This is a genomic window from Anaerotignum propionicum DSM 1682 (assembly GCF_001561955.1).
GTDB classification, from domain to species: Bacteria; Bacillota; Clostridia; order Lachnospirales; family Anaerotignaceae; genus Chakrabartyella; species Chakrabartyella propionicum.
In genome coordinates this window covers 2686976-2706183 of record NZ_CP014223.1, presented here as the reverse complement: position 1 = coordinate 2706183, position 19208 = coordinate 2686976, and the positions used below count along the sequence as shown (strand labels likewise).

Annotated in this window: 16 protein-coding genes and 1 other annotated feature; of the genes, 13 read left to right on the top strand and 3 right to left on the bottom strand. The window is 40.4% G+C overall.

The window, feature by feature from the left end; all coding sequences use genetic code 11:
* The first annotated feature begins 26 nt into the window (after nucleotides 1-26).
* The gene (gene mreB / locus CPRO_RS12725) at nucleotides 27-1070 is read left to right on the top strand and encodes a rod shape-determining protein MreB (protein WP_066052547.1); all 1044 of its coding nucleotides are present in this window, start codon (nucleotides 27-29) and stop codon (nucleotides 1068-1070) included.
* Nucleotides 1071-1562: 492 nt separating this feature from the next.
* A complete protein-coding gene (gene gdhA / locus CPRO_RS12720) occupies nucleotides 1563-2909 on the top strand; it encodes an NADP-specific glutamate dehydrogenase (RefSeq protein WP_066052544.1) in 1347 nt (448 codons plus the stop codon).
* 720 nt (nucleotides 2910-3629) lie between these two features.
* Here the strand turns inward: gdhA and CPRO_RS12715 are convergent.
* Entirely contained in the window at nucleotides 3630-3800 is a 171-nt protein-coding gene (locus CPRO_RS12715) for a 4Fe-4S binding protein (RefSeq protein WP_066052542.1), read from the bottom strand.
* 529 nt (nucleotides 3801-4329) lie between these two features.
* Between CPRO_RS12715 and CPRO_RS12710 the strand changes: the two genes are divergently transcribed.
* The 8 genes from CPRO_RS12710 (at nucleotide 4330) to rplL (ending at nucleotide 8167) form a co-directional block, all read left to right on the top strand.
* On the top strand, nucleotides 4330-4581 hold the full coding sequence (locus tag CPRO_RS12710; protein WP_066052540.1) for a TIGR03905 family TSCPD domain-containing protein: 252 nt from the start codon (nucleotides 4330-4332) through the stop codon (nucleotides 4579-4581).
* Nucleotides 4582-4722: 141 nt separating this feature from the next.
* Nucleotides 4723-4887, top strand: a complete 165-nt coding sequence (gene rpmG, locus CPRO_RS12705) for a 50S ribosomal protein L33 (protein ID WP_256149453.1) — start codon at nucleotides 4723-4725, stop codon at nucleotides 4885-4887.
* A 32-nt stretch (nucleotides 4888-4919) separates the two neighbouring features.
* Nucleotides 4920-5177 (top strand): preprotein translocase subunit SecE, encoded by a 258-nt coding sequence (gene secE, locus CPRO_RS12700; RefSeq protein WP_082754363.1) that lies wholly within the window; start codon nucleotides 4920-4922, stop codon nucleotides 5175-5177.
* A gap of 29 nt (nucleotides 5178-5206) precedes the next feature.
* Entirely contained in the window at nucleotides 5207-5761 is a 555-nt protein-coding gene (gene nusG / locus CPRO_RS12695; RefSeq protein ID WP_066052535.1) for a transcription termination/antitermination protein NusG, read from the top strand.
* 82 nt (nucleotides 5762-5843) lie between these two features.
* Nucleotides 5844-6269: a 50S ribosomal protein L11 gene (gene rplK, locus CPRO_RS12690; protein ID WP_066052532.1), complete on the top strand. Its 426-nt coding sequence runs from the start codon at nucleotides 5844-5846 to the stop codon at nucleotides 6267-6269.
* A 70-nt stretch (nucleotides 6270-6339) separates the two neighbouring features.
* A complete protein-coding gene (gene rplA / locus CPRO_RS12685; RefSeq protein ID WP_066052529.1) occupies nucleotides 6340-7035 on the top strand; it encodes a 50S ribosomal protein L1 in 696 nt (231 codons plus the stop codon).
* Between the two features lie 57 nt (nucleotides 7036-7092).
* Nucleotides 7093-7214: a sequence feature (ribosomal protein L10 leader region), on the top strand.
* A gap of 21 nt (nucleotides 7215-7235) precedes the next feature.
* Complete coding sequence (rplJ, locus tag CPRO_RS12680) at nucleotides 7236-7730, top strand: 50S ribosomal protein L10 (protein WP_066052526.1); 495 nt, start codon at nucleotides 7236-7238, stop codon at nucleotides 7728-7730.
* 77 nt (nucleotides 7731-7807) lie between these two features.
* The gene (gene rplL / locus CPRO_RS12675; protein WP_066054056.1) at nucleotides 7808-8167 is read left to right on the top strand and encodes a 50S ribosomal protein L7/L12; all 360 of its coding nucleotides are present in this window, start codon (nucleotides 7808-7810) and stop codon (nucleotides 8165-8167) included.
* Between the two features lie 272 nt (nucleotides 8168-8439).
* On the opposite strand, the gene CPRO_RS12670 is transcribed toward rplL, so the two are convergent.
* A complete protein-coding gene (locus tag CPRO_RS12670) occupies nucleotides 8440-9345 on the bottom strand; it encodes a DMT family transporter (protein WP_066052524.1) in 906 nt (301 codons plus the stop codon).
* 22 nt (nucleotides 9346-9367) lie between these two features.
* The gene (locus CPRO_RS12665; protein ID WP_066052521.1) at nucleotides 9368-10027 is read right to left on the bottom strand and encodes an epoxyqueuosine reductase QueH; all 660 of its coding nucleotides are present in this window, start codon (nucleotides 10025-10027) and stop codon (nucleotides 9368-9370) included.
* A gap of 737 nt (nucleotides 10028-10764) precedes the next feature.
* On the opposite strand from CPRO_RS12665, the gene rpoB reads away from it, so the two are divergent.
* The 3 genes from rpoB (at nucleotide 10765) to CPRO_RS12650 (ending at nucleotide 19158) form a co-directional block, all read left to right on the top strand.
* Entirely contained in the window at nucleotides 10765-14637 is a 3873-nt protein-coding gene (gene rpoB / locus CPRO_RS12660; RefSeq protein ID WP_066052519.1) for a DNA-directed RNA polymerase subunit beta, read from the top strand.
* 17 nt (nucleotides 14638-14654) lie between these two features.
* Nucleotides 14655-18296, top strand: coding sequence for a DNA-directed RNA polymerase subunit beta' (rpoC, locus tag CPRO_RS12655; protein ID WP_066052516.1), 3642 nt, complete (start codon nucleotides 14655-14657; stop codon nucleotides 18294-18296).
* Between the two features lie 214 nt (nucleotides 18297-18510).
* The gene (locus tag CPRO_RS12650) at nucleotides 18511-19158 is read left to right on the top strand and encodes a TetR/AcrR family transcriptional regulator (protein WP_066052513.1); all 648 of its coding nucleotides are present in this window, start codon (nucleotides 18511-18513) and stop codon (nucleotides 19156-19158) included.
* Nucleotides 19159-19208: the final 50 nt, after the last annotated feature.

The window sequence follows — 19208 nt, the reverse complement described above, 5'->3', positions numbered from 1 at the left end:
GTTTAGAGGGACAAAGGAGCGTCATCATGTTCAATTTTATGAGTTTTGGCGATAACATAGGGATAGACTTGGGTACAGCCAGCGTGCTGGTATATATCAAGGGTCAGGGAATTGTAATTCGTGAACCTTCAGTGGTTGCCATTGATAAAGATTCCAACAGCATTTTAGCGGTTGGGGAAGAAGCGAGACGAATGCTGGGGAGAACTCCGGGTAATATAGTTGCGATTCGTCCTTTAAGAGAAGGCGTTATATCTAATTTTGATGTAACGGAAAAAATGTTGCAATATTTTATAGAAAAAGCCTTGGGAAAACGTTCTTTTGTAAAACCGACCATCGCAGTATGCGTACCAAGCAGTGCAACCGAGGTAGAAAAACGTGCAGTTGAGGATGCAACAAGACAGGCGGGGGCGAGAAGGGTTCATATTATTGAAGAACCCATTGCCGCAGCCATTGGTTCTGGCATCGATATTTCCAGAGCATGCGGAAGTATGGTGGTAGATATTGGCGGTGGAACAACAGATATTGCTGTAATTTCTTTAGGCGGGGCAGTAGTAAGCTACTCCTTGAAGATTGCTGGTGATAATTTTGATGATGCAATCATTCGTTATATGAGGAAAAAACATAACGTATTGATTGGTGAAAGAACAGCGGAAGATTTAAAAATTGAGATAGGTACAGTCTTTGAACGTTCTATGCCTGTAAGCATGGATGTGAGAGGACGAAATTTAATTACAGGTTTACCCAAAAATATAACGGTTACCTCAGATGAGATGATGGAAGCGTTGCTGGAATCTGCATTGGCAATTTCTGATGCGGTACATGGCGTTTTGGAGCGCACACCACCTGAATTGGCAGCTGATATTTTCGAACGGGGAATTGTTATGACCGGGGGCGGTAGCTTATTATACGGCTTGGATAAACTGATTCAAAGTAAGACCGGCATTAATGCTATGGTAGCTGAGGATGCGGTTAGCTGTGTTGCAATTGGCACAGGAAGGTATATTGAGTTTATGGCCGATACAATGGGCGAAGAAAGCAAAGGAAAAATGGGTTTTTTCAATAAAAAATAAAAAGTTGTGCAATTATAAGATTTTTTCTTATAATTGCACTTTTTTGTGGAAATGATAACAGAAGAGGGGAAAAAAATAAAGCGCTTCTCAAACAACAGGGATGATATGTTAGTAAGAGAAAGGCATTGTTTTCTTAAAAAAACAGGGGTAGTATAATATGCATATAAATTTCATTAAATTTAAACGTTTTTTGTGTATTTTTATGTCAGAAAAGGCGAATTATATCAAAATAAATATTAAACGTTTTTTTGCATAATTCTAGGGCATAAAATTTGTGTAAAAATAAAGATAAAACTTCAAAAAAGTCCTACACAAAAGAAAAAAGTATGTTATAATATCAACGTAAAACAAGGTAATGGATGCTTTGTTGTTAAAATAAAAGAAGAAATTGCCAAGTTTTTTATGGAAAGATGCTTCAATGGCGAAGTGTTTTTTTAGGTCTTAGCGATAAAACAAAGTTAAAGAAAAGACAAATGTAGGAGGCAATGAGTTATGAACGCTTATATGGCAAGTGTAATCGAACAGGTTAAAAAACGTAATGCTGGTGAGCCCGAATTCATCCAGACAGTAGAAGAAGTATTTCACTCTATTGAGAAAGTAGTAGAAACACATCCTGAATATGAAAAAACAGGTTTGTTGGAAAGAATCGTAGAGCCTGAAAGAGCTATTTCTTTTAGAGTAACATGGGTTGATGACGCTGGCAAAGTGCAGGTTAACCGTGGTTTCAGAGTACAGTTTAATAGTGCAATTGGTCCTTACAAGGGCGGTCTTCGTTTCCATCCTTCCGTATACATTGGTATCATCAAGTTCCTTGGTTTTGAACAGATCTTCAAAAACAGCTTGACAGGTTTGCCTATCGGTGGCGGTAAAGGTGGTTCCGACTTCGATCCTAGAGGTAAGAGCGACATGGAAATCATGAGATTCTGCCAGGCTTTCATGACAGAACTTTACAGACATATTGGACCTGACGTTGACGTTCCTGCTGGCGATATCGGTGTTGGCGGTAGAGAAATCGGTTTCCTTTACGGTCAGTATAAGAGAATCAAAGGCGTTTGGGAAAACGGCGTTCTCACAGGTAAGAACATGGAATTCGGTGGTTCTTTGATTAGACCTGAAGCTACAGGCTTTGGTGCTACTTACTATGTAAATGAAGTATTGACTCACTTGGGCGATACAATGAAGGGCAAAACAGTTGCAATTTCCGGTTTCGGTAACGTTGCTTGGGGTGTTTGCCAGAAAGTAGCTGAATTGGGCGGTAAAGTTGTAACAATTTCCGGTCCTGACGGCTATGTATATGATCCCGATGGTGTTGTAACACCTGAAAAGATTGACTTCTTAGTTGAAATGAGAGTTTCCGGCCGTGACCGCGCTCAGGATTATGCTGATAAATTTGGCTGCAAGTTTGTTGCTAAAACAAAACCTTGGGAAGTTAAAGTTGATATCTGCATGCCTTGTGCAACACAGAATGAAATCAACATGGACGAAGCTCAGAAGATCATTGACAATGGCACAAAGTACTACATCGAAGTTGCAAATATGCCTACAACAAACGAAGCATTGACATACATCCAGAGCAAGGGCTTGGTTGTTGGTCCTTCTAAGGCTGTAAATGCTGGTGGTGTAGCAGTTTCCGCATTGGAAATGGCTCAGAACTCCATGAGATACAACTGGTCTGCTGAAGAAGTAGATGAAAAGTTGAAAGGTATTATGAAAAATATTCACGCTGTATCCGTAGAAGCAGCTGAAGAATATGGCTTAGGCTATGACTTGGTAGCAGGCGCTAACATTGCAGGTTTCAAGAAAGTTGCTGCTGCTATGATGGCTCAAGGTTTGGTATAATAACCAAACAATCGACGAGATGACAAGGGCGTCATTTCTGAGATGTAACAATTTAAATCTGTTTATTTAAGGGTTAAACAGATGGGGAAGATGAAAAAATAGGTTGGTTCCTAATAGATTACCCCCTGCAAAAATGCAGGGGGGTTTTTTGTGTGTTAATATATCTCGAAATTTTATATTTTTAAAGTAAACGATGGTAATATGTTTGATGCAGAATCAAAATACTATGTATAAAAATGAATAAAAATACGATATCTGCTAGTCGGGGATAGGTGCCTGCATGATTAAATCAAGTGAAGTGTTTAAAAAGGTTAGTTTTTATGTTTTTGAGTAAAGATTATAGAAAAGTGATCGTGGAAAAAAATATGGTCAGCTATAAATTGAAAGACATTATATCTTACGGCTGAGCTGACACAAACACCTGATTTATTTCATGGTATATAAAATAGGAATTCTTTCTGATGAATAATCTCTAATATCTGGGATAATTCATTTCAAAATGCATCCTAAAATATTTTAGAAAGGAGCCTATAAAAATGATAAAAAATTCTCAAATTACTTTCTCGTTAGAAAGGCATCTTATTGGGGAAAATATGAACGCAGGGAAATAAAAAAATCTATGAAAAACTATAAGTTTGCTTTTCAAAAATCAGTTTCGTTAAATGATTATATCAGTTTAAAATAAAAAAGTGGACAAAAGCCCACTTTTCTAAGTAAAAATTATTCGGGTTTAATTGCACCTGTAGGACAGGCACCAACACATGTACCGCAATCAATGCAATCAGCAGCTTTAATTTCAAAAACACCGCCAGCGTCAACGATACAGCTTGTAGGACATTCGCCAGCACAAGCGCCACAACCGATACATTCAGGTCCGATTTTGTGAGCCATTATAAAACACCTCCTTCTTCATTCTACAAAGCCTATTGTATATCAAAATATTACAATGTGCAAGGGATATTTAAAATTTGCAGAGAAAAAAACATAAAAAAATGTAATATTATACAATAAATTTGAATTTACTTATGCTCAGAGTATTCTGAAATAATAGGGATGTCTCAAATTTTATCGACAAAATCTTTGCTTGCTGTTTGATTCGATACTTTTGCCCAAAAGTCTGATTGGTAGAAATTTTCACCTCGGGGAAGTAGCGTGATGAGGCTGAATTCGATGTCTTTCTACCTATAATAATGGCATTTTAAATTTTAATAAGTTTCTCGCAAACCAAAGTGAGTTTTTTGCTCTCTAAAAGGGTAAAATCAAACTTTAATGGGAACCCAAGTGGGATTTAGATAACGGCATTAGCAAGAAAGAGGCTTTTTAAACCAGTTTAAGCCAAGAGGGGATGCTGAAAAATATTGAATTATGCCGGATTGTGTGATATGCTGTTACAGTATTCGAAAAGCAAGGGGGATAAAGGATGCATTATAGCTTTAATACGAAAGGGATTTGTGCCACGAAGTTGGAATTTGATGTGGAAGATGGTGTGGTGAAAAACGTATCCTTTATTGGCGGCTGTGATGGCAACCATAAGGGCTTGGCAGCATTGGCTGAGGGCATGACGCCGGACGAGGCTTCAAAGAGATTAAAGGGAATTTCTTGTGGGATGAGAAAAAGCAGCTGTCCCGATCAGTTGGCAGAGGCTTTAGAGGAGTTTATAAACAATCAATAACATATTTTTGCAATTACTGCTTATTTTGCAGAAAAAAGTTGCATTTTCCATGAATTGTTGTTGACAATTGAAATAGACTTGTGTTATTCTGAACTAGAAGACGCAGGTCTTTTTTTTATGTACAAAAAAATATCATCAGCAATGGAGGTGGAGAGCTTGAGAACAAGAATTACCTTAGCCTGCACAGAGTGCAAACAAAGAAATTACAGCACTACCAAGGACAAGAAAACTATGCCTGACAGAATGGAAATCAAAAAGTATTGTAAGTTCTGTAAAGCCCATACATTACACAAGGAAACAAAGTAAGTAGGGGAAATTCCGACAAAGGAAGTGAACGTATGGAAGAAAAGCAAAACATTAACCAAACGAGCGAAACGAAACAAGCAAAGCCGAAGCAAGTAAAGAAAAACAGTGACAGAGATGGCTTCGCGGAGTACAAGGCTGAATTTAAAAAAATTATTTGGCCCGGCCGTCCTGAAATTGCGAAGAAAACGTTTACCGTTATTGTTACTTCCCTAATTCTCGGTGTTCTCATTTTTTGTATGGATTCGGTATTCTCAGCCGGATACAGTGCGATTATCGGACTTTTGGGTTAAGACAAATCGAGTAGAAAAAGGATGGTATTATGTCTGAAGAAATCAACAAGCCAGAAGAAATCAAAATATCTGCCGAATCAAAATGGTACGTTGTACATACCTACTCTGGGTATGAAAACAAAGTAAAAGCCAATATTGAAAAAACGGTTGAAAACAGAGGCATGCAGGATCAAATTCATGAGATCAGTGTACCTTTGCAGGATGTTGTGGAGATTAAGGACGGACAGAAAAAAACTGTTCAGCGCAAGGTCTTTCCCGGCTATGTGCTGATAAAAATGATTATGAACGATGAAACATGGTATGTAGTCAGAAACACAAGAGGCGTTACAAGTTTTGTTGGCCCCGGTTCCAAGCCTGTGCCTTTGACCGATATGGAAGTAAGAGCAATGGGTATTGGTGGCGAGGTGGAAAATCTGGATATAGCATTGGGCGAGCCTGTCCGTGTTGTTTCCGGACCTTTTGCGGATTCTGTTGGTCAGATTAAAGAAATCAATACCAATAAGAAAATCGTTGTGGTCAGTCTTTCCATCTTCGGCAGAGAAACACCGGTTGAGCTTGATTTCACTCAGATTACCAAGATTTAAAGTCAACGTTTCATAAGGCGGTAAGCCGCCAGGTGGGAGGGAAAATCCCCGCTAATTACCACATTTATAGGAGGTGCCAATCATGGCAAAGAAGGTAACAGGTTATATCAAATTACAGATTCCAGCAGCGAAGGCAACACCCGCTCCTCCTGTTGGTCCTGCGTTAGGTCAGCATGGTGTAAACATCATGGGCTTTTGTAAAGAATTTAATGAAAGAACAGCTTCTCAGGCAGGTTTAATTATCCCTGTTGTTATTACTGTATATCAGGATAGAAGCTATACTTTTATTACAAAAACACCCCCTGCAGCAGTTCTTTTGAAGAAGGCTTGCGGTATTGAATCCGGTTCCGGTGTACCTAACAAAACAAAAGTTGCTAAGGTTTCCAAAGCTAAGGTTATGGAAATTGCAGAGCTGAAAATGCCTGACTTGAATGCAGCCAATATTGATACTGCATACAGCATGATTTGCGGTACAGCAAGAAGCATGGGTATCGTTGTTGAAGAATAATAGCCGACTGATTTGACGGCAGAAGTGGGAGGGAATTCTCCCGATATTACCACATAAGGAGGTCACGAAAGTGAAAAGAGGAAAAAAATATAACGAGGTTACAAAACTCGTTGATAAGGCAATGCTTTACGATACAAATGACGCAATCGATTTGGTTCAGAAAACATCTGTTACAAAGTTCGATGCAACAGTAGAAGCGCATATTCGTTTGGGTGTTGACAGCAGACATGCTGATCAGCAGGTTCGTGGTGCTGTTGTTCTTCCACACGGTACAGGCAAAACAGTTCGTGTATTGGTATTCGCAAAAGGTGATAAAGCAGAAGAAGCTTTAGCAGCTGGCGCAGATTTCGTAGGAGCAGAAGATTTGATCCCCAAAATCCAGAATGATAACTGGTTTGGATTCGATGTTGCTGTTGCAACACCTGACATGATGGGTGTTGTTGGTCGTTTAGGCCGTGTTTTGGGTCCCAAAGGCTTGATGCCTAACCCCAAGGCTGGTACTGTAACTATGGACGTTACAAAGGCTATTAACGATATTAAAGCAGGTAAGATTGAATACCGTTTGGACAAGACAAATATCATTCATGTTCCCGTAGGCAAGGTATCTTTTGGTTCCGAGAAGCTGGAAGAAAACTTCCAGACGCTGATGAGTGCTATCATAAAAGCAAAACCTTCCGCAGCAAAGGGTCAGTATTTAAAGAGTGTAGTTTTATCTACAACAATGGGCCCTGGTGTAAAGGTTAACCCTGCGAAAATTTCTGAGTAATCTCGAAGAAAGCTCTTGACGGATGCTTGGTTATTTAGTATAATAAACAAGTTGAAAAGAAAAAACCGAATAGTGCCGTAGACAGCAGGTGCATTTTGCATAAATCCTGCCGAGGAGATTGCTGAAATTGAGCTATAAGCCTCTTTGTCTATGTGCAAAGAGGCTTTCTTTATCTATAAAGGATTTAAGGAGGTGTAAACATGGCAAAGATTGAACAAAAACAGGTTGTCGTTAATGAAATCAAAGAAAAGCTGGAAAAAGCGGCTTCCGTAGTTATGGTAGACGCAAGAGGCTTGACTGTTGATCAGGACACAGTTCTTAGAAAGCAGTTGAGAGAAGCAGGTGTTGACTATAAAGTTTACAAAAACACAATGGTGCACTTTGCAATTCAAGGTACACAGTTTGAAGGTTTGGATCAGTATCTGTCCGGCCCTAGTGCATTCGCATTCAGCTATGGCGAAGCAACTGCAGCAGCAGCAATCCTGAATAAGGTTGCGAAAGATGCAAAAGCTTTGGAATTTAAAGCTGGTGTAATTGAAGGCGTTGTATATGACGCTGAAGGCATGAAGCTTGTTGCTGATATCCCTTCCAAAGAAGTGTTGCTTTCCAAGCTTTTGGGCAGCTTCAAGAGCCCTATGTCCTCTTTCGCACGCGTTATCGATCAGATCGCAAAGAAAGATGCGGCAGCAGAATAATCTAACAAAAAAAATTACCTATTTAATAAAATCAGGTATATACAAAAATTAATCGGAGGTGCTTTAAAATGGCAAAATTGACAATTGAAGAAATTATTGCAGCTGTAAAAGAACTTACAGTATTAGAACTGAATGACTTGGTAAAGGCAGCAGAAGAAGAATTCGGCGTATCCGCAGCAGCTGGTGTAGCAGTAGCAGCTGGCCCTGCAGCAGCAGCTGAAGAAAAAACAGAATTCGACGTTGAATTGACAGACGTTGGCGCTGAAAAGATCAAAGTTATTAAGGTTGTTCGTGAAGTAACAGGTCTTGGCTTGAAAGAAGCTAAGGAAGCTGTAGACGGCGCTCCTAAGGTTCTGAAAGAACAGGCTTCCAAAGAAGAAGCTGAAGCTATCAAAGCTAAGTTGGAAGAAGTAGGCGCAAAGGTTACATTGAAGTAATTAAACGCTTGAATGAAAACCCCGAAAGCATTATGTTTTCGGGGTTTTTTGTTGTGTTATGGATTAAGAGGATATCGAAATAATATTATTTTGAATGCTTACTTTATTTAGATCTATGACTTCCAAATGTAATTATACAGAATAAAGTGTCTCAAAATAAGGAAGAAATAGAGATTATAGTTATAGAAAAGAAAAGTGCACAGCAGATATTAAAAATATCTAGAAGTGCACTTAAATATCAAAAATAGATTCTCCAATGGAAAGATGCTTTACTATTTAGTAAGGACTTCCTTACTTTTATGAAAATGCTCGTTTAAATACAAAAACATTGCCAAGGCTGTGCCACAAATAATGAAATAGCCAAACCAACTATATAAATCGGGTATTTGACCGAAAAAAACAAAACCCAATAAAGCGGCAAAGGGAATTTGTGAGTAGTCAAAAACAGAGATTTCCTTTGCAGGTGCGTAGCAATAAGCGGCAGTGATACCAAATTGCCCGCCTGTTGCAGCAAGTCCTGTAAGAAGCAGCATGACTGTTTGGTAAAGGCTCATGGGATGGAATTGAAAGACTAAGTAAGGCAATGTAACCAAACAGGAGAAGGTGGAAAAAAAGAATACGATTACGGGCCCCTGTACACCTCTTTGACCCATGGCCCGCACGAAGGTGTAAGCGGCTCCTGCACAAATACCCCCGAATAGACCAACCAAAGCTGGAAGGGTGTTTAGGTTTGCTGGAAGGGTGTTTAGGTTTATGCCAGTTGGCTTAATCACAAACAGTGCGCCGATAAAAGCAAAAATAATTGAAAATAGTTGAAATAAATTGATTTTTTCCTTCAAAAATAATATTGCAAATAAAACAGAAAAAAACGGTGACATCTTATTTAGTAAAGATGCATCTGAGAGTAACATATGGTCAACGGCATAAAAATTACATACGATGCCAATGGTACCAAATACAGAACGGTAGATTAAATATCTCTTGGACTCTTTGTCTAAAGAGACAACGGGCTTTTCCTTAAGTAAGATTGCAAGGGCAAATAGCATTGCGATAAAATTTCGGAAAAAGCTCTTTTGAATTGAGGGCAATTCCCCTGCCATATGAACAAAAAGATTCATCATGGCGAAAGAAAAGGAGGACAGGATGATGCACAAGATGCCCTTTTGACGTTGACTCATATTTACAGATCCTTTCTATGTTTCAATTATGGGAATTCTGGTTAGAATTACCATGACGTAGATCTGCCTCCAGTTTTGAATAGGGGCAGCCGCAATAATTCTGTCGGTAAAGACCATATATTTCAGATAATTGACAGGAACGACGATAGCCATCTCGTTTTTTGAAGTCTGAAAATAAATAAGGTATATCATATTCTTCTGATAATTCCTTGCCGATTTGGTTCAGTGATTGGGCGTCCTTGTGGGGGCTGATGCTAAGGGTAGTGGTGAAGTAATCAAAGCCTTCCTTTTTAGCTTCTTCTGCAGTTTTGCGCAGACGAAGTTTGTAGCATGCTTTACAGCGAAGCCCGCCTTCAGGTTCATTCTCGTGTCCCTTCGCCAATTCGAAGAAGGCGGCAGAGTCATACGTCCCTAATAAAAAGGAGGCGGGAGAAGCTAAGGAGATCTCTTTTAATAGCTTTTGCTGCTCCTCAGCACGAAAAGTGAATTCTTCGAAAGGAGCAATATTGGGGTTGTAATAAAAGATAGTAATATCGAAATAAGTAGACAGATATTCCAAAACGTAAGAGGAGCATGGGCCGCAACAGCTATGCAACAATAGCCTCGGTCGTTTCTTTGTCTGCTCTAATTGTTTTAAGGTCTTTTCTAATATATGCTGATAATTTTCTTTGGTCACAATCATTCACCTCATTCAAAACTATATAACTTTTTAGAACTTTTTGCAATAAAAGTAAGGAAGATATGAGGGGGAATAAGAATGTATTTAAAAAAGTACAATATTTTCTCACAAAAATGATATTTTTTAAGGGATATGAAACAAAAAATATTAACAAACATTTATTTAAATTTATCATAGAATTTGTGCGAATTCAAATTTTGAGTTGATTCGACAGAAAAATCGGAGATAAAATAGAATGGAAAAAAGCTCAGGATTTATGACATTGATAAAAAGCAGAAAATCCTTGAAAAAGCCAATAAAAAAGGGGCTTGACAGCAAGCCGCAAAAATGGTAAAATATTTCACACATTGGCGAATATGGACAATGTCCCAACTTAAAAGCAGTATAACACAATGGAAATTAAAGTTCAACAGATTTTTGGTATCCGATTGATTTTTGGTTGAATTTGCCTATTTTACTGGGTAAACTAAACTGTTTTATGATTTATGGGGGGTTGTTTTTTGTTCAATATATACGAGGGTAAGGCGTTTTTTGGCCTAATACTCAATGGTAAGGATTAGAATTTCTTAAAGAAAGAGGCTTTTGTCATGGCCGCTGATCAAAGGCGGAGCAGGCAAAGGTCTAGCTTTGTTTAAGCAGTTCTAAATTTTTTGTGTCCAGACAGGGGGATAACCCTTTTCGCTTGCTTATATGGAAGCGGTGTTTATGTCGATGCAATCATTATTTCGAGAGGTGACAAGATGGAAAAAAACAGAATTCATGCACTCCGTTTGGGCGACACAACCAGATTGAGCTATTCCAGAATCAATGAGGTTTTGGAAATGCCCAATTTGATTGAAGTGCAGAAAAACAGCTACCAGTGGTTTTTAAGTGAGGGGCTGAAGGAAGTATTTGAGGATGTTTCACCAATTACAGACTTTAGCGGCAATCTTGTATTGGAATTCATTGATTTTTCACTGGATTCCGAGCCTAAATTCTCCATTGAAGAATGTAAAGAGCGGGATGCAACCTTTGCGGCAGCCCTTAAGGTGAAGGCCAGACTTTACAATAGAGAAATGGATGAATTAAAGGAACAGGAAATTTTTATGGGGGATTTCCCTTTAATGACCGAAACCGGTACCTTTATTATAAATGGTGCGGAACGTGTTATTGTTAGCCAGCTTGTTCGTTCTCCCGGCATTTACTATGCTTCTGATTATGATAAGGTCGGCAAAAAGCTGATCTCTGCCACGGTCATCCCCAATAGAGGTGCGTGGCTGGAATATGAAACAGATTCTAATGATGTTTTTTATGTTCGTGTGGATCGTACCAGAAAGGTACCCGTTACTGTTTTGATTCGTGCAATGGGTCTTGGTACAGATGCTGAAATTCTTGAAATGTTTGGTGAAGAGCCTAAAATCTTGGCTACCTTGGAAAAAGATATTTCCAAGAACCATGAAGAAGGCTTAATTGAAATTTATAAAAAACTTCGTCCCGGTGAGCCTCCTACTGTAGAAAGCTCCAAGTCCTTGTTGGATGGTATGTTCTTTGATCCTAAGCGTTATGATTTGGCGAAGGTTGGACGCTACAAATTCAATAAGAAACTTGCTCTGAAAAACCGAATTCGTGGTGCAAAGCTTGCTCAAAACATTGTTGACCCTATGACAGGTGAAGTGGTTGCTGAAGCAGGTACCATTTTAACAATGGATATGTGTGAAGAAATTCAGAACACAGGCGTTCGCAGCGTATATGTTGAAGTTGAAGATAGAACGCTGAAGGTTTTGAGTAATCAGGCTGTTGAAATTGATGGCTACATTGAAGAGTTTGGCTTGAAGGCAGAGGATTTGGGCATCAGAGAGATGGTATACTATCCATTGTTGATGCGCATTTTGGAAGAATACCAGAGCCCAGAGGAAGTTGCCGCTGCGATTAAGGAAAACATTCATGAATTGATTCCAAAGCATATTACATTGGAAGATATCTTTGCATCGATTAACTATGTATTACATTTGGATTATGCATATGGAAATGTGGATGATATTGACCACTTAGGCAACAGACGTATTCGCTCCGTTGGCGAATTGCTGCAAAACCAATTCCGTATCGGTCTTTCCAGAATGGAGAGAGTGGTAAGGGAAAGAATGACAACCCAGGATTTGGCTGTAGTTACACCGCAGGCGTTGGTAAACGTTCGTCCTGTAACGGCTGCCATTAAAGAGTTCTTCGGCAGCTCTCAGTTATCTCAGTTTATGGATCAGAATAACCCTCTTTCCGAATTGACACATAAGCGTCGTTTATCCGCTTTGGGACCCGGTGGTTTGTCAAGAGAAAGAGCGGGCTTCGAGGTTCGAGACGTTCACCATTCTCATTATGGCAGAATGTGCCCCATTGAGACCCCAGAAGGCCCTAACATCGGTTTGATTAATACCCTTGCTACCTTTGCAAGAATTAACGAATATGGTTTCATCGAAGCACCTTACAGAAAGGTGGATAACAGTGGTGATGAACCTCGTGTTACAGAGGAATTTATTTATGTAACTGCTGATGAAGAAGAAAACTATAACGTTGCTCAGGCGAATGAGCCTTTAGATGATGAAGGTCACTTTGTTCATAAAAAGGTAACCGGTCGTCACAAAGAGGAAATTATCGAGGTTGACCAAAATCAAATTCACTTGATGGACGTTTCTCCCAAGCAGATGGTTTCTGTTGCTACAGCCCTGATTCCTTTCTTGGAAAATGACGATGCGAACCGTGCGCTGATGGGTTCCAACATGCAGCGTCAGGCTGTGCCTTTGATGGTGACAGATTCTCCTATTGTTGGTACAGGTATGGAATATAAAACCGCAAAGGATTCCGGTATTTGTGTAATTGCAAAAAATGGCGGTGTGGTTGAGAGAATTTCCGCAGATGAAATTGTTGTACGTAACGATGCATCTCAAAGAGACAGATACAAAATGGTAAAATATCAAAGAAGTAACCAGAGCACTTGCTTAAACCAGAAGCCTATTATCAATGTGGGCGACAGGGTAGAGCCGGGCATGATTATTGCCGATGGTGCATCCACATGTCAGGGTGAATTGGCTTTAGGCAAAAACCCCCTTATCGGATTTATGACATGGGAAGGTTACAACTACGAGGATGCTGTTTTGCTTAGCGAAAGACTGGTTCAGGAAGACGTTTATACCTCTGTTCATATCAGTGAATTTGAAGCTGACGCCAGAGACACGAAGCTGGGACCTGAAGAAATCACAAGAGATATTCCTAACGTTGGTGATGATGCGCTGAAAGATTTGGATGAAAGAGGTATCGTTCGTATTGGTGCTGAAGTTCGCCCCAACGATATTTTGGTTGGTAAGGTTACACCTAAGGGTGAAACAGAGCTGACAGCGGAAGAAAGACTCCTTCGTGCCATTTTCGGTGAAAAGGCAAGAGAGGTTAGAGATACCTCCCTGCGTGTGCCCCACGGTGAAACAGGTATCATTGTTGATGTAAAAATCTTTACAAGAGAAAACGGCGACGATGTAGGTCCCGGTGTAAACCAGTTGGTTCGTGTTTATATTGCCCAGAAGAGAAAAATTTCTGTTGGTGATAAAATGGCGGGTCGTCATGGTAACAAGGGTGTTGTTTCCCGCGTACTCCCTGTAGAAGATATGCCTTTTCTTCCAAACGGAAGACCTTTGGATATCGTTTTGAACCCTCTGGGTATTCCTTCTCGTATGAATATCGGTCAGGTTTTGGAAACCCACCTTTCCTTAGCGGCAAAGGCTTTGGGCTGGAAAATCAGTACACCTGTATTTGACGGTGCAAACGAAATTGACATTATGGATACGTTGGAAATGGCCAACGACTATGTAAATACAAGCTGGGAAGAATTCTCCGAAAAATGGAAGCCCTTATTGCAAGGTGACGTGCTTGATGAGCTCTATGCAAACAGAGATCACAGAGAAGAGTGGAAGGGTGTTGCGCTTTCCAGAGACGGTAAGGTTTCCTTGCGTGACGGTCGTACCGGTGAATTTTTCGATAACCGTGTAACCATCGGTTTCATGCACTACTTGAAGCTTCACCATTTGGTTGATGATAAGATTCATGCTCGTTCCACAGGCCCTTACTCCTTAGTTACACAGCAGCCTTTGGGCGGTAAGGCACAGTTTGGCGGTCAGCGTTTCGGTGAAATGGAAGTTTGGGCGCTGGAAGCATACGGCGCAGCTTATACCCTTCAGGAAATCTTGACTGTGAAATCTGACGATATTGTTGGTCGTGTTAAGACTTACGAATCTATTGTTAAGGGTGAAAATATCCCTGAACCCGGTGTGCCTGAATCCTTCAAGGTATTGTTGAAGGAATTGCAGTCCTTGGCGTTGGATATTCGTGTTCTGCGTGAAGACCAGACTGAGGTTGAAATCAAAGAATCCATCGAGGATGTGGATGACCTGAATGTGAATATTGATGGGTTTGATGCAGAAGAACAAGACTATCGTCGTCCCAGACCTTTAACAGCGGAAGAAGAGTTGGTTGATTTCCTCTTTGACGGCGAAGAAGGTGTTGAAGCCGAAGTGGAAACTGAAACCGATGATTTGGTTGAGGATGAGTTCGAAGAAGACTTGCTGGAAGACGAATTTTTGGATGAGGAGTAAGAAAGGAGAACACAGCCATGAATGCACAGAATAATGAACAGGGAATCGTTTTTGATTCCATTAAGATTGGTTTGGCGTCTCCCGAAAAAATCCGTGAGTGGTCAAGAGGCGAGGTTAAAAAACCTGAAACAATTAACTACAGAACATTAAAGCCTGAAAAGGACGGTCTTTTTTGTGAAAGAATTTTCGGACCTACGAAGGACTGGGAATGCCACTGTGGTAAATATAAAAGAATTCGTTACAAAGGCGTTATTTGCGATCGCTGTGGGGTTGAGGTAACCAAGGCGAAGGTAAGACGTGAAAGAATGGGTCATATCGAATTGGCGGCACCTGTTTCTCATATCTGGTACTTCAAGGGTATCCCTTCCAGAATGGGCTTAATTCTTGCCATGAGCCCCAGAGCTTTGGAGAAAATTTTGTATTTTGCTTCCTACGTTGTACTGGATGCCGGCAATACAGAATTGCAGTATAAACAGCTTTTGAGCGAAAGAGAATACAGAGAAGCATATGATAAGTTTGGTAACACATTTGTGGCTGCTATGGGTGCAGAAGCAGTAAAGCAGCTGTTGATGGATATTGATTTGGAAAAGGAATCTGTTGAACTGAAAAGGGATTTGGAAACTACAGCAGGACAGAAGAGAGTTCGTATTATCAAAAAGCTGGAGGTAATCGAAAGCTTCAGAATTTCCGGTAACAAACCTGAGTGGATGATTCTGGATGTTATTCCTGTCATTCCTCCTGATATCCGTCCTATGGTTCAGCTGGATGGCGGACGTTTTGCCACAAGTGACTTAAATGATTTGTACAGACGTGTTATTAATAGAAATAACCGTTTGAAGAGACTTTTGGATTTGGGTGCACCTGATATTATTGTTAGAAACGAAAAGAGAATGCTGCAAGAAGCCGTGGATGCTTTGATTGACAACGGCAGACGTGGTAGACCTGTAACAGGCCCCGGTAACCGTGCATTGAAATCTCTTTCCGATATGCTCAAAGGTAAGCAGGGTCGTTTCCGTCAGAATCTTTTGGGTAAGCGTGTTGACTACTCAGGACGTTCCGTTATCGTTGTTGGCCCTGAGCTGAAAATTTTCCAGTGCGGCTTGCCAAAGGAAATGGCTATCGAATTGTTTAAGCCTTTCGTTATGAAAAAGCTGGTGGAAGATGGCTTGGCACACAACATCAAATCCGCAAAAAGAATGGTAGAAAGATTGCAAACTGAGGTTTGGGATATATTGGAGGATGTTATCAAAGAGCATCCCGTTATGTTGAACCGTGCCCCAACACTGCATAGATTAGGTATTCAGGCCTTTGAGCCTGTTTTGGTAGAGGGTCGTGCAATTAAGCTGCATCCTTTGGTATGTACTGCTTATAATGCCGATTTTGACGGTGACCAGATGGCTGTTCACGTTCCTCTTTCTGTAGAGGCTCAGGCAGAATGCCGTTTCTTACTGCTTTCTCCAAACAACCTCTTGAAGCCTTCTGATGGTGCCCCTGTTACAGTGCCTTCTCAGGATATGATTTTGGGTATGTACTATCTGACACTTGAAAGAGAAGATTTAAATCACCGTTATGAAGAGGATTTGTTGGATGAGGCAGGCAATGTAATCAAGGCTAAGGGCGATTTGATTATGAAAGCCTTTAAGGATGAAAAAGAAGCAATTCTTGCTTATGACAATCATCAGATTACGTTGCATGAAGCCATTCGTGTAAAGAAAGTTTTGACTTTTGGTGGAGTAAAAGAATCTCGTATGGTTCGTACCACGGTTGGTAGAATTATTTTCAACGAAGCAATCCCTCAAAATTTAGGTTATGTGGATAGAACCAGCGAAGCAGATAAGTTCCGTTATGAAATTGACTTCTTGGTAGACAAAAAGCAGATTGGTAAAATCATCAACAGGTGTATCAATCGTTGTGGTTCCACTGAAACCGCAGCAGTTTTGGATAAAATAAAATCATTAGGTTACAAGTTTTCCACAAAAGCTGCTTTAACCGTATCCGTATCTGATATGGAAATTCCTAAGGAAAAACCTGCATTCTTGGCTGAGGCAGAGGAAAAGGTTGAATTGATTACCAGAAAGTTCAGACGTGGTTTGATGACTGATGAAGAACGTCACAATAAGGTTATTGAAGCATGGAATATTGCTAACGAGAAAATTACTGTAGCACTATTGGCTGGTCTGGGTAAATATAACAACATCTATATGATGGCAAACTCCGGTGCCCGTGGTTCCAACAGCCAGATTAAACAGTTGGCAGGTATGCGTGGTTTGATGGCGAACCCCTCCGGTGGTATTATTGAATTGCCTATTAAGTCAAACTTCCGTGAAGGCTTATCTGTATTGGAGTACTTTATCTCCGCCCATGGTGCGAGAAAGGGCTTGACAGATACCGCTCTCAGAACAGCCGATTCCGGTTACTTGACTCGTCGTTTGGTAGACGTTTCTCAGGATATTATTATTCGTGAATGGGATTGTTGTGAAGACAGCGATAGGGAGGCACCCGGTTTATGGGTATCCGCATTTATGGATGGTAACGAAGTAATCGAGGGCTTGCAGGAAAGAATCCGTGGTAGATGGTCCGTTCTTGATATCATCCATCCCGAAACAGGTGATTTGATTGTTCCTCAGGATACTATGATAACATTTGACCAAGCAGAGCAGGTGGAAAAGGCAGGCATTAAGAAGGTATTAATCCGTACGGTATTGACTTGCCGTTCTAATATCGGTATTTGTGCTAAGTGTTATGGTGCCAATATGGCCAGCGGCAGATATGTACGTATCGGTGAATCCGTTGGTATTATTGCGGCGCAGTCCATCGGCGAGCCCGGTACACAGTTGACCATGCGTACGTTCCATACCGGTGGTATTGCCGGTGATGACATCACCCAGGGGCTTCCTCGTGTCGAGGAATTATTTGAGGCGAGAAAGCCAAAGGGCCTTGCAATTATTGCAGAATTCGGCGGTCGTATCACTTTGAAGGATACAAAGAAAAAGAGAGAAGTTACCATTGAAAGCCGTGAAACAGGAGAAATTAAGGATTATTTGATTCCTTACGGCTCCAGAATTAAGGTTTATGACGGTGATATGGTTGAAGCCGGTGACGAAATCACAGAAGGTAGCGTAAACCCCCATGACATCTTGAAAATCAAGGGTCTGCGCGGCGTTCAGGATTATATGATTCAGGAAGTTCAGCGTGTATACCGCTTGCAGGGTGTAGAAATCAACGATAAGCATATTGAGGTTATTGTTCGTCAGATGCTCAAGCGTGTGAAAATCGAAGAAAACGGAGATACAGAATTCTTACCCGGTAGCTTGGTTGACTGGCTTGTTTTCGAGAATACCAACGCTGCATTGGAGGAAGAAGGAAAGACACCTGCCAATGGTGCCCGTGTACTTCTGGGTATCACAAAGGCTTCCTTGGCAACAGACTCCTTCTTGTCTGCGGCATCCTTCCAGGAAACAACAAGAGTTCTGACGGAAGCTGCAATCAAGGGCAAGATTGATCCATTGATTGGTCTGAAGGAAAACGTTATTATCGGTAAGCTGATTCCAGCAGGTACCGGTATGCCTAGATACCGCAATATAGAAATTCAACCGGATGGTGGCGAAAGCGATTATCAGGATGATGAAATCTATATGGATGAAGAAGATATGATTTAATGAATATCTGAAAGCCCCGCCTATTGGCGGGGCTTTTCTAATTTATAGCTATAAGAAGTAGAATATGCAAATTTTAGTATTCGTATATTTATATTCATACGATGAGAATGAATTTACAAACATCGGACTACTCAATAAAAAAATGTATTGACAAAAAACAATGCATCTTATAAAATTATTAGACTGACGTTCAGTCTAATTGGAGGCAATAAATATGCGAATCATTAAAGAAGCCGATGTGCGTAAAAATGAGATACTAGATGCCGCAGAGGAGCTGTTTAACATAGACGGCTTTGACGGTACTACAATCAGTGCGATTATAGAAAAGGCGGGAATCGCAAGAGGGACAGTATATTATCATTTTAAATCAAAAGAAGATGTTTTAGATGCGCTTATAGAGCGACATTGCGAAAAACTTTTGGAAGAAGCAAAACAGATTGCTAAAAATAGAAATATTCCGGTAATGAAACGATTAATTCAGACGTTAATGGCAATGAATGCTGATAAAGATGGAAAGCCAGGGGTTCTTATCCAGCAGATGCATAGACCTCAGAATGCTTTAATGCATCAGAAAACACATGAGACAATGCTGGAAGGCATACCACCTATCCTGATGGATATTATTGAGGATGGTATGAAAGAGGGAATATTTCATACACCTTATCCTTATGAGAGCTTAGAAATGGTAGTGGCTCATGTTAACACTGTTTTTGATGACTATTCCGAAAAGCTTACTGGTGAAGATTTATTAAAAAGAGTTAGAGCCTTTATCTTTAATCTGGAACGACTTTTTGGGGCTGCGCCAGGGTGTTTTGACAGTGTAATTACGTTGTTTCATATAAACAAAAAGGATACTGAGTAATTTTTTCAATTGATTCATTGGCTTTTACGTATCAATTAGAAGAGGCATGC

Coding starts and splice junctions, on each gene's coding strand:
- nusG (WP_066052535.1), top strand. CDS start 5,207: ATGTCTGAAGAAATCAACAAGCCAGAAGAAATCAAAATATCTGCCGAA.
- CPRO_RS12710 (WP_066052540.1), top strand. CDS start 4,330: ATGCATTATAGCTTTAATACGAAAGGGATTTGTGCCACGAAGTTGGAA.
- rpoB (WP_066052519.1), top strand. CDS start 10,765: ATGGAAAAAAACAGAATTCATGCACTCCGTTTGGGCGACACAACCAGA.
- rpoC (WP_066052516.1), top strand. CDS start 14,655: ATGAATGCACAGAATAATGAACAGGGAATCGTTTTTGATTCCATTAAG.
- gdhA (WP_066052544.1), top strand. CDS start 1,563: ATGAACGCTTATATGGCAAGTGTAATCGAACAGGTTAAAAAACGTAAT.
- rpmG (WP_256149453.1), top strand. CDS start 4,723: ATGGAGGTGGAGAGCTTGAGAACAAGAATTACCTTAGCCTGCACAGAG.
- CPRO_RS12670 (WP_066052524.1), bottom strand. CDS start 9,345: ATGAGTCAACGTCAAAAGGGCATCTTGTGCATCATCCTGTCCTCCTTT.
- CPRO_RS12715 (WP_066052542.1), bottom strand. CDS start 3,800: ATGGCTCACAAAATCGGACCTGAATGTATCGGTTGTGGCGCTTGTGCT.
- mreB (WP_066052547.1), top strand. CDS start 27: ATGTTCAATTTTATGAGTTTTGGCGATAACATAGGGATAGACTTGGGT.
- secE (WP_082754363.1), top strand. CDS start 4,920: ATGGAAGAAAAGCAAAACATTAACCAAACGAGCGAAACGAAACAAGCA.
- CPRO_RS12665 (WP_066052521.1), bottom strand. CDS start 10,027: ATGATTGTGACCAAAGAAAATTATCAGCATATATTAGAAAAGACCTTA.
- rplJ (WP_066052526.1), top strand. CDS start 7,236: ATGGCAAAGATTGAACAAAAACAGGTTGTCGTTAATGAAATCAAAGAA.
- rplK (WP_066052532.1), top strand. CDS start 5,844: ATGGCAAAGAAGGTAACAGGTTATATCAAATTACAGATTCCAGCAGCG.
- CPRO_RS12650 (WP_066052513.1), top strand. CDS start 18,511: ATGCGAATCATTAAAGAAGCCGATGTGCGTAAAAATGAGATACTAGAT.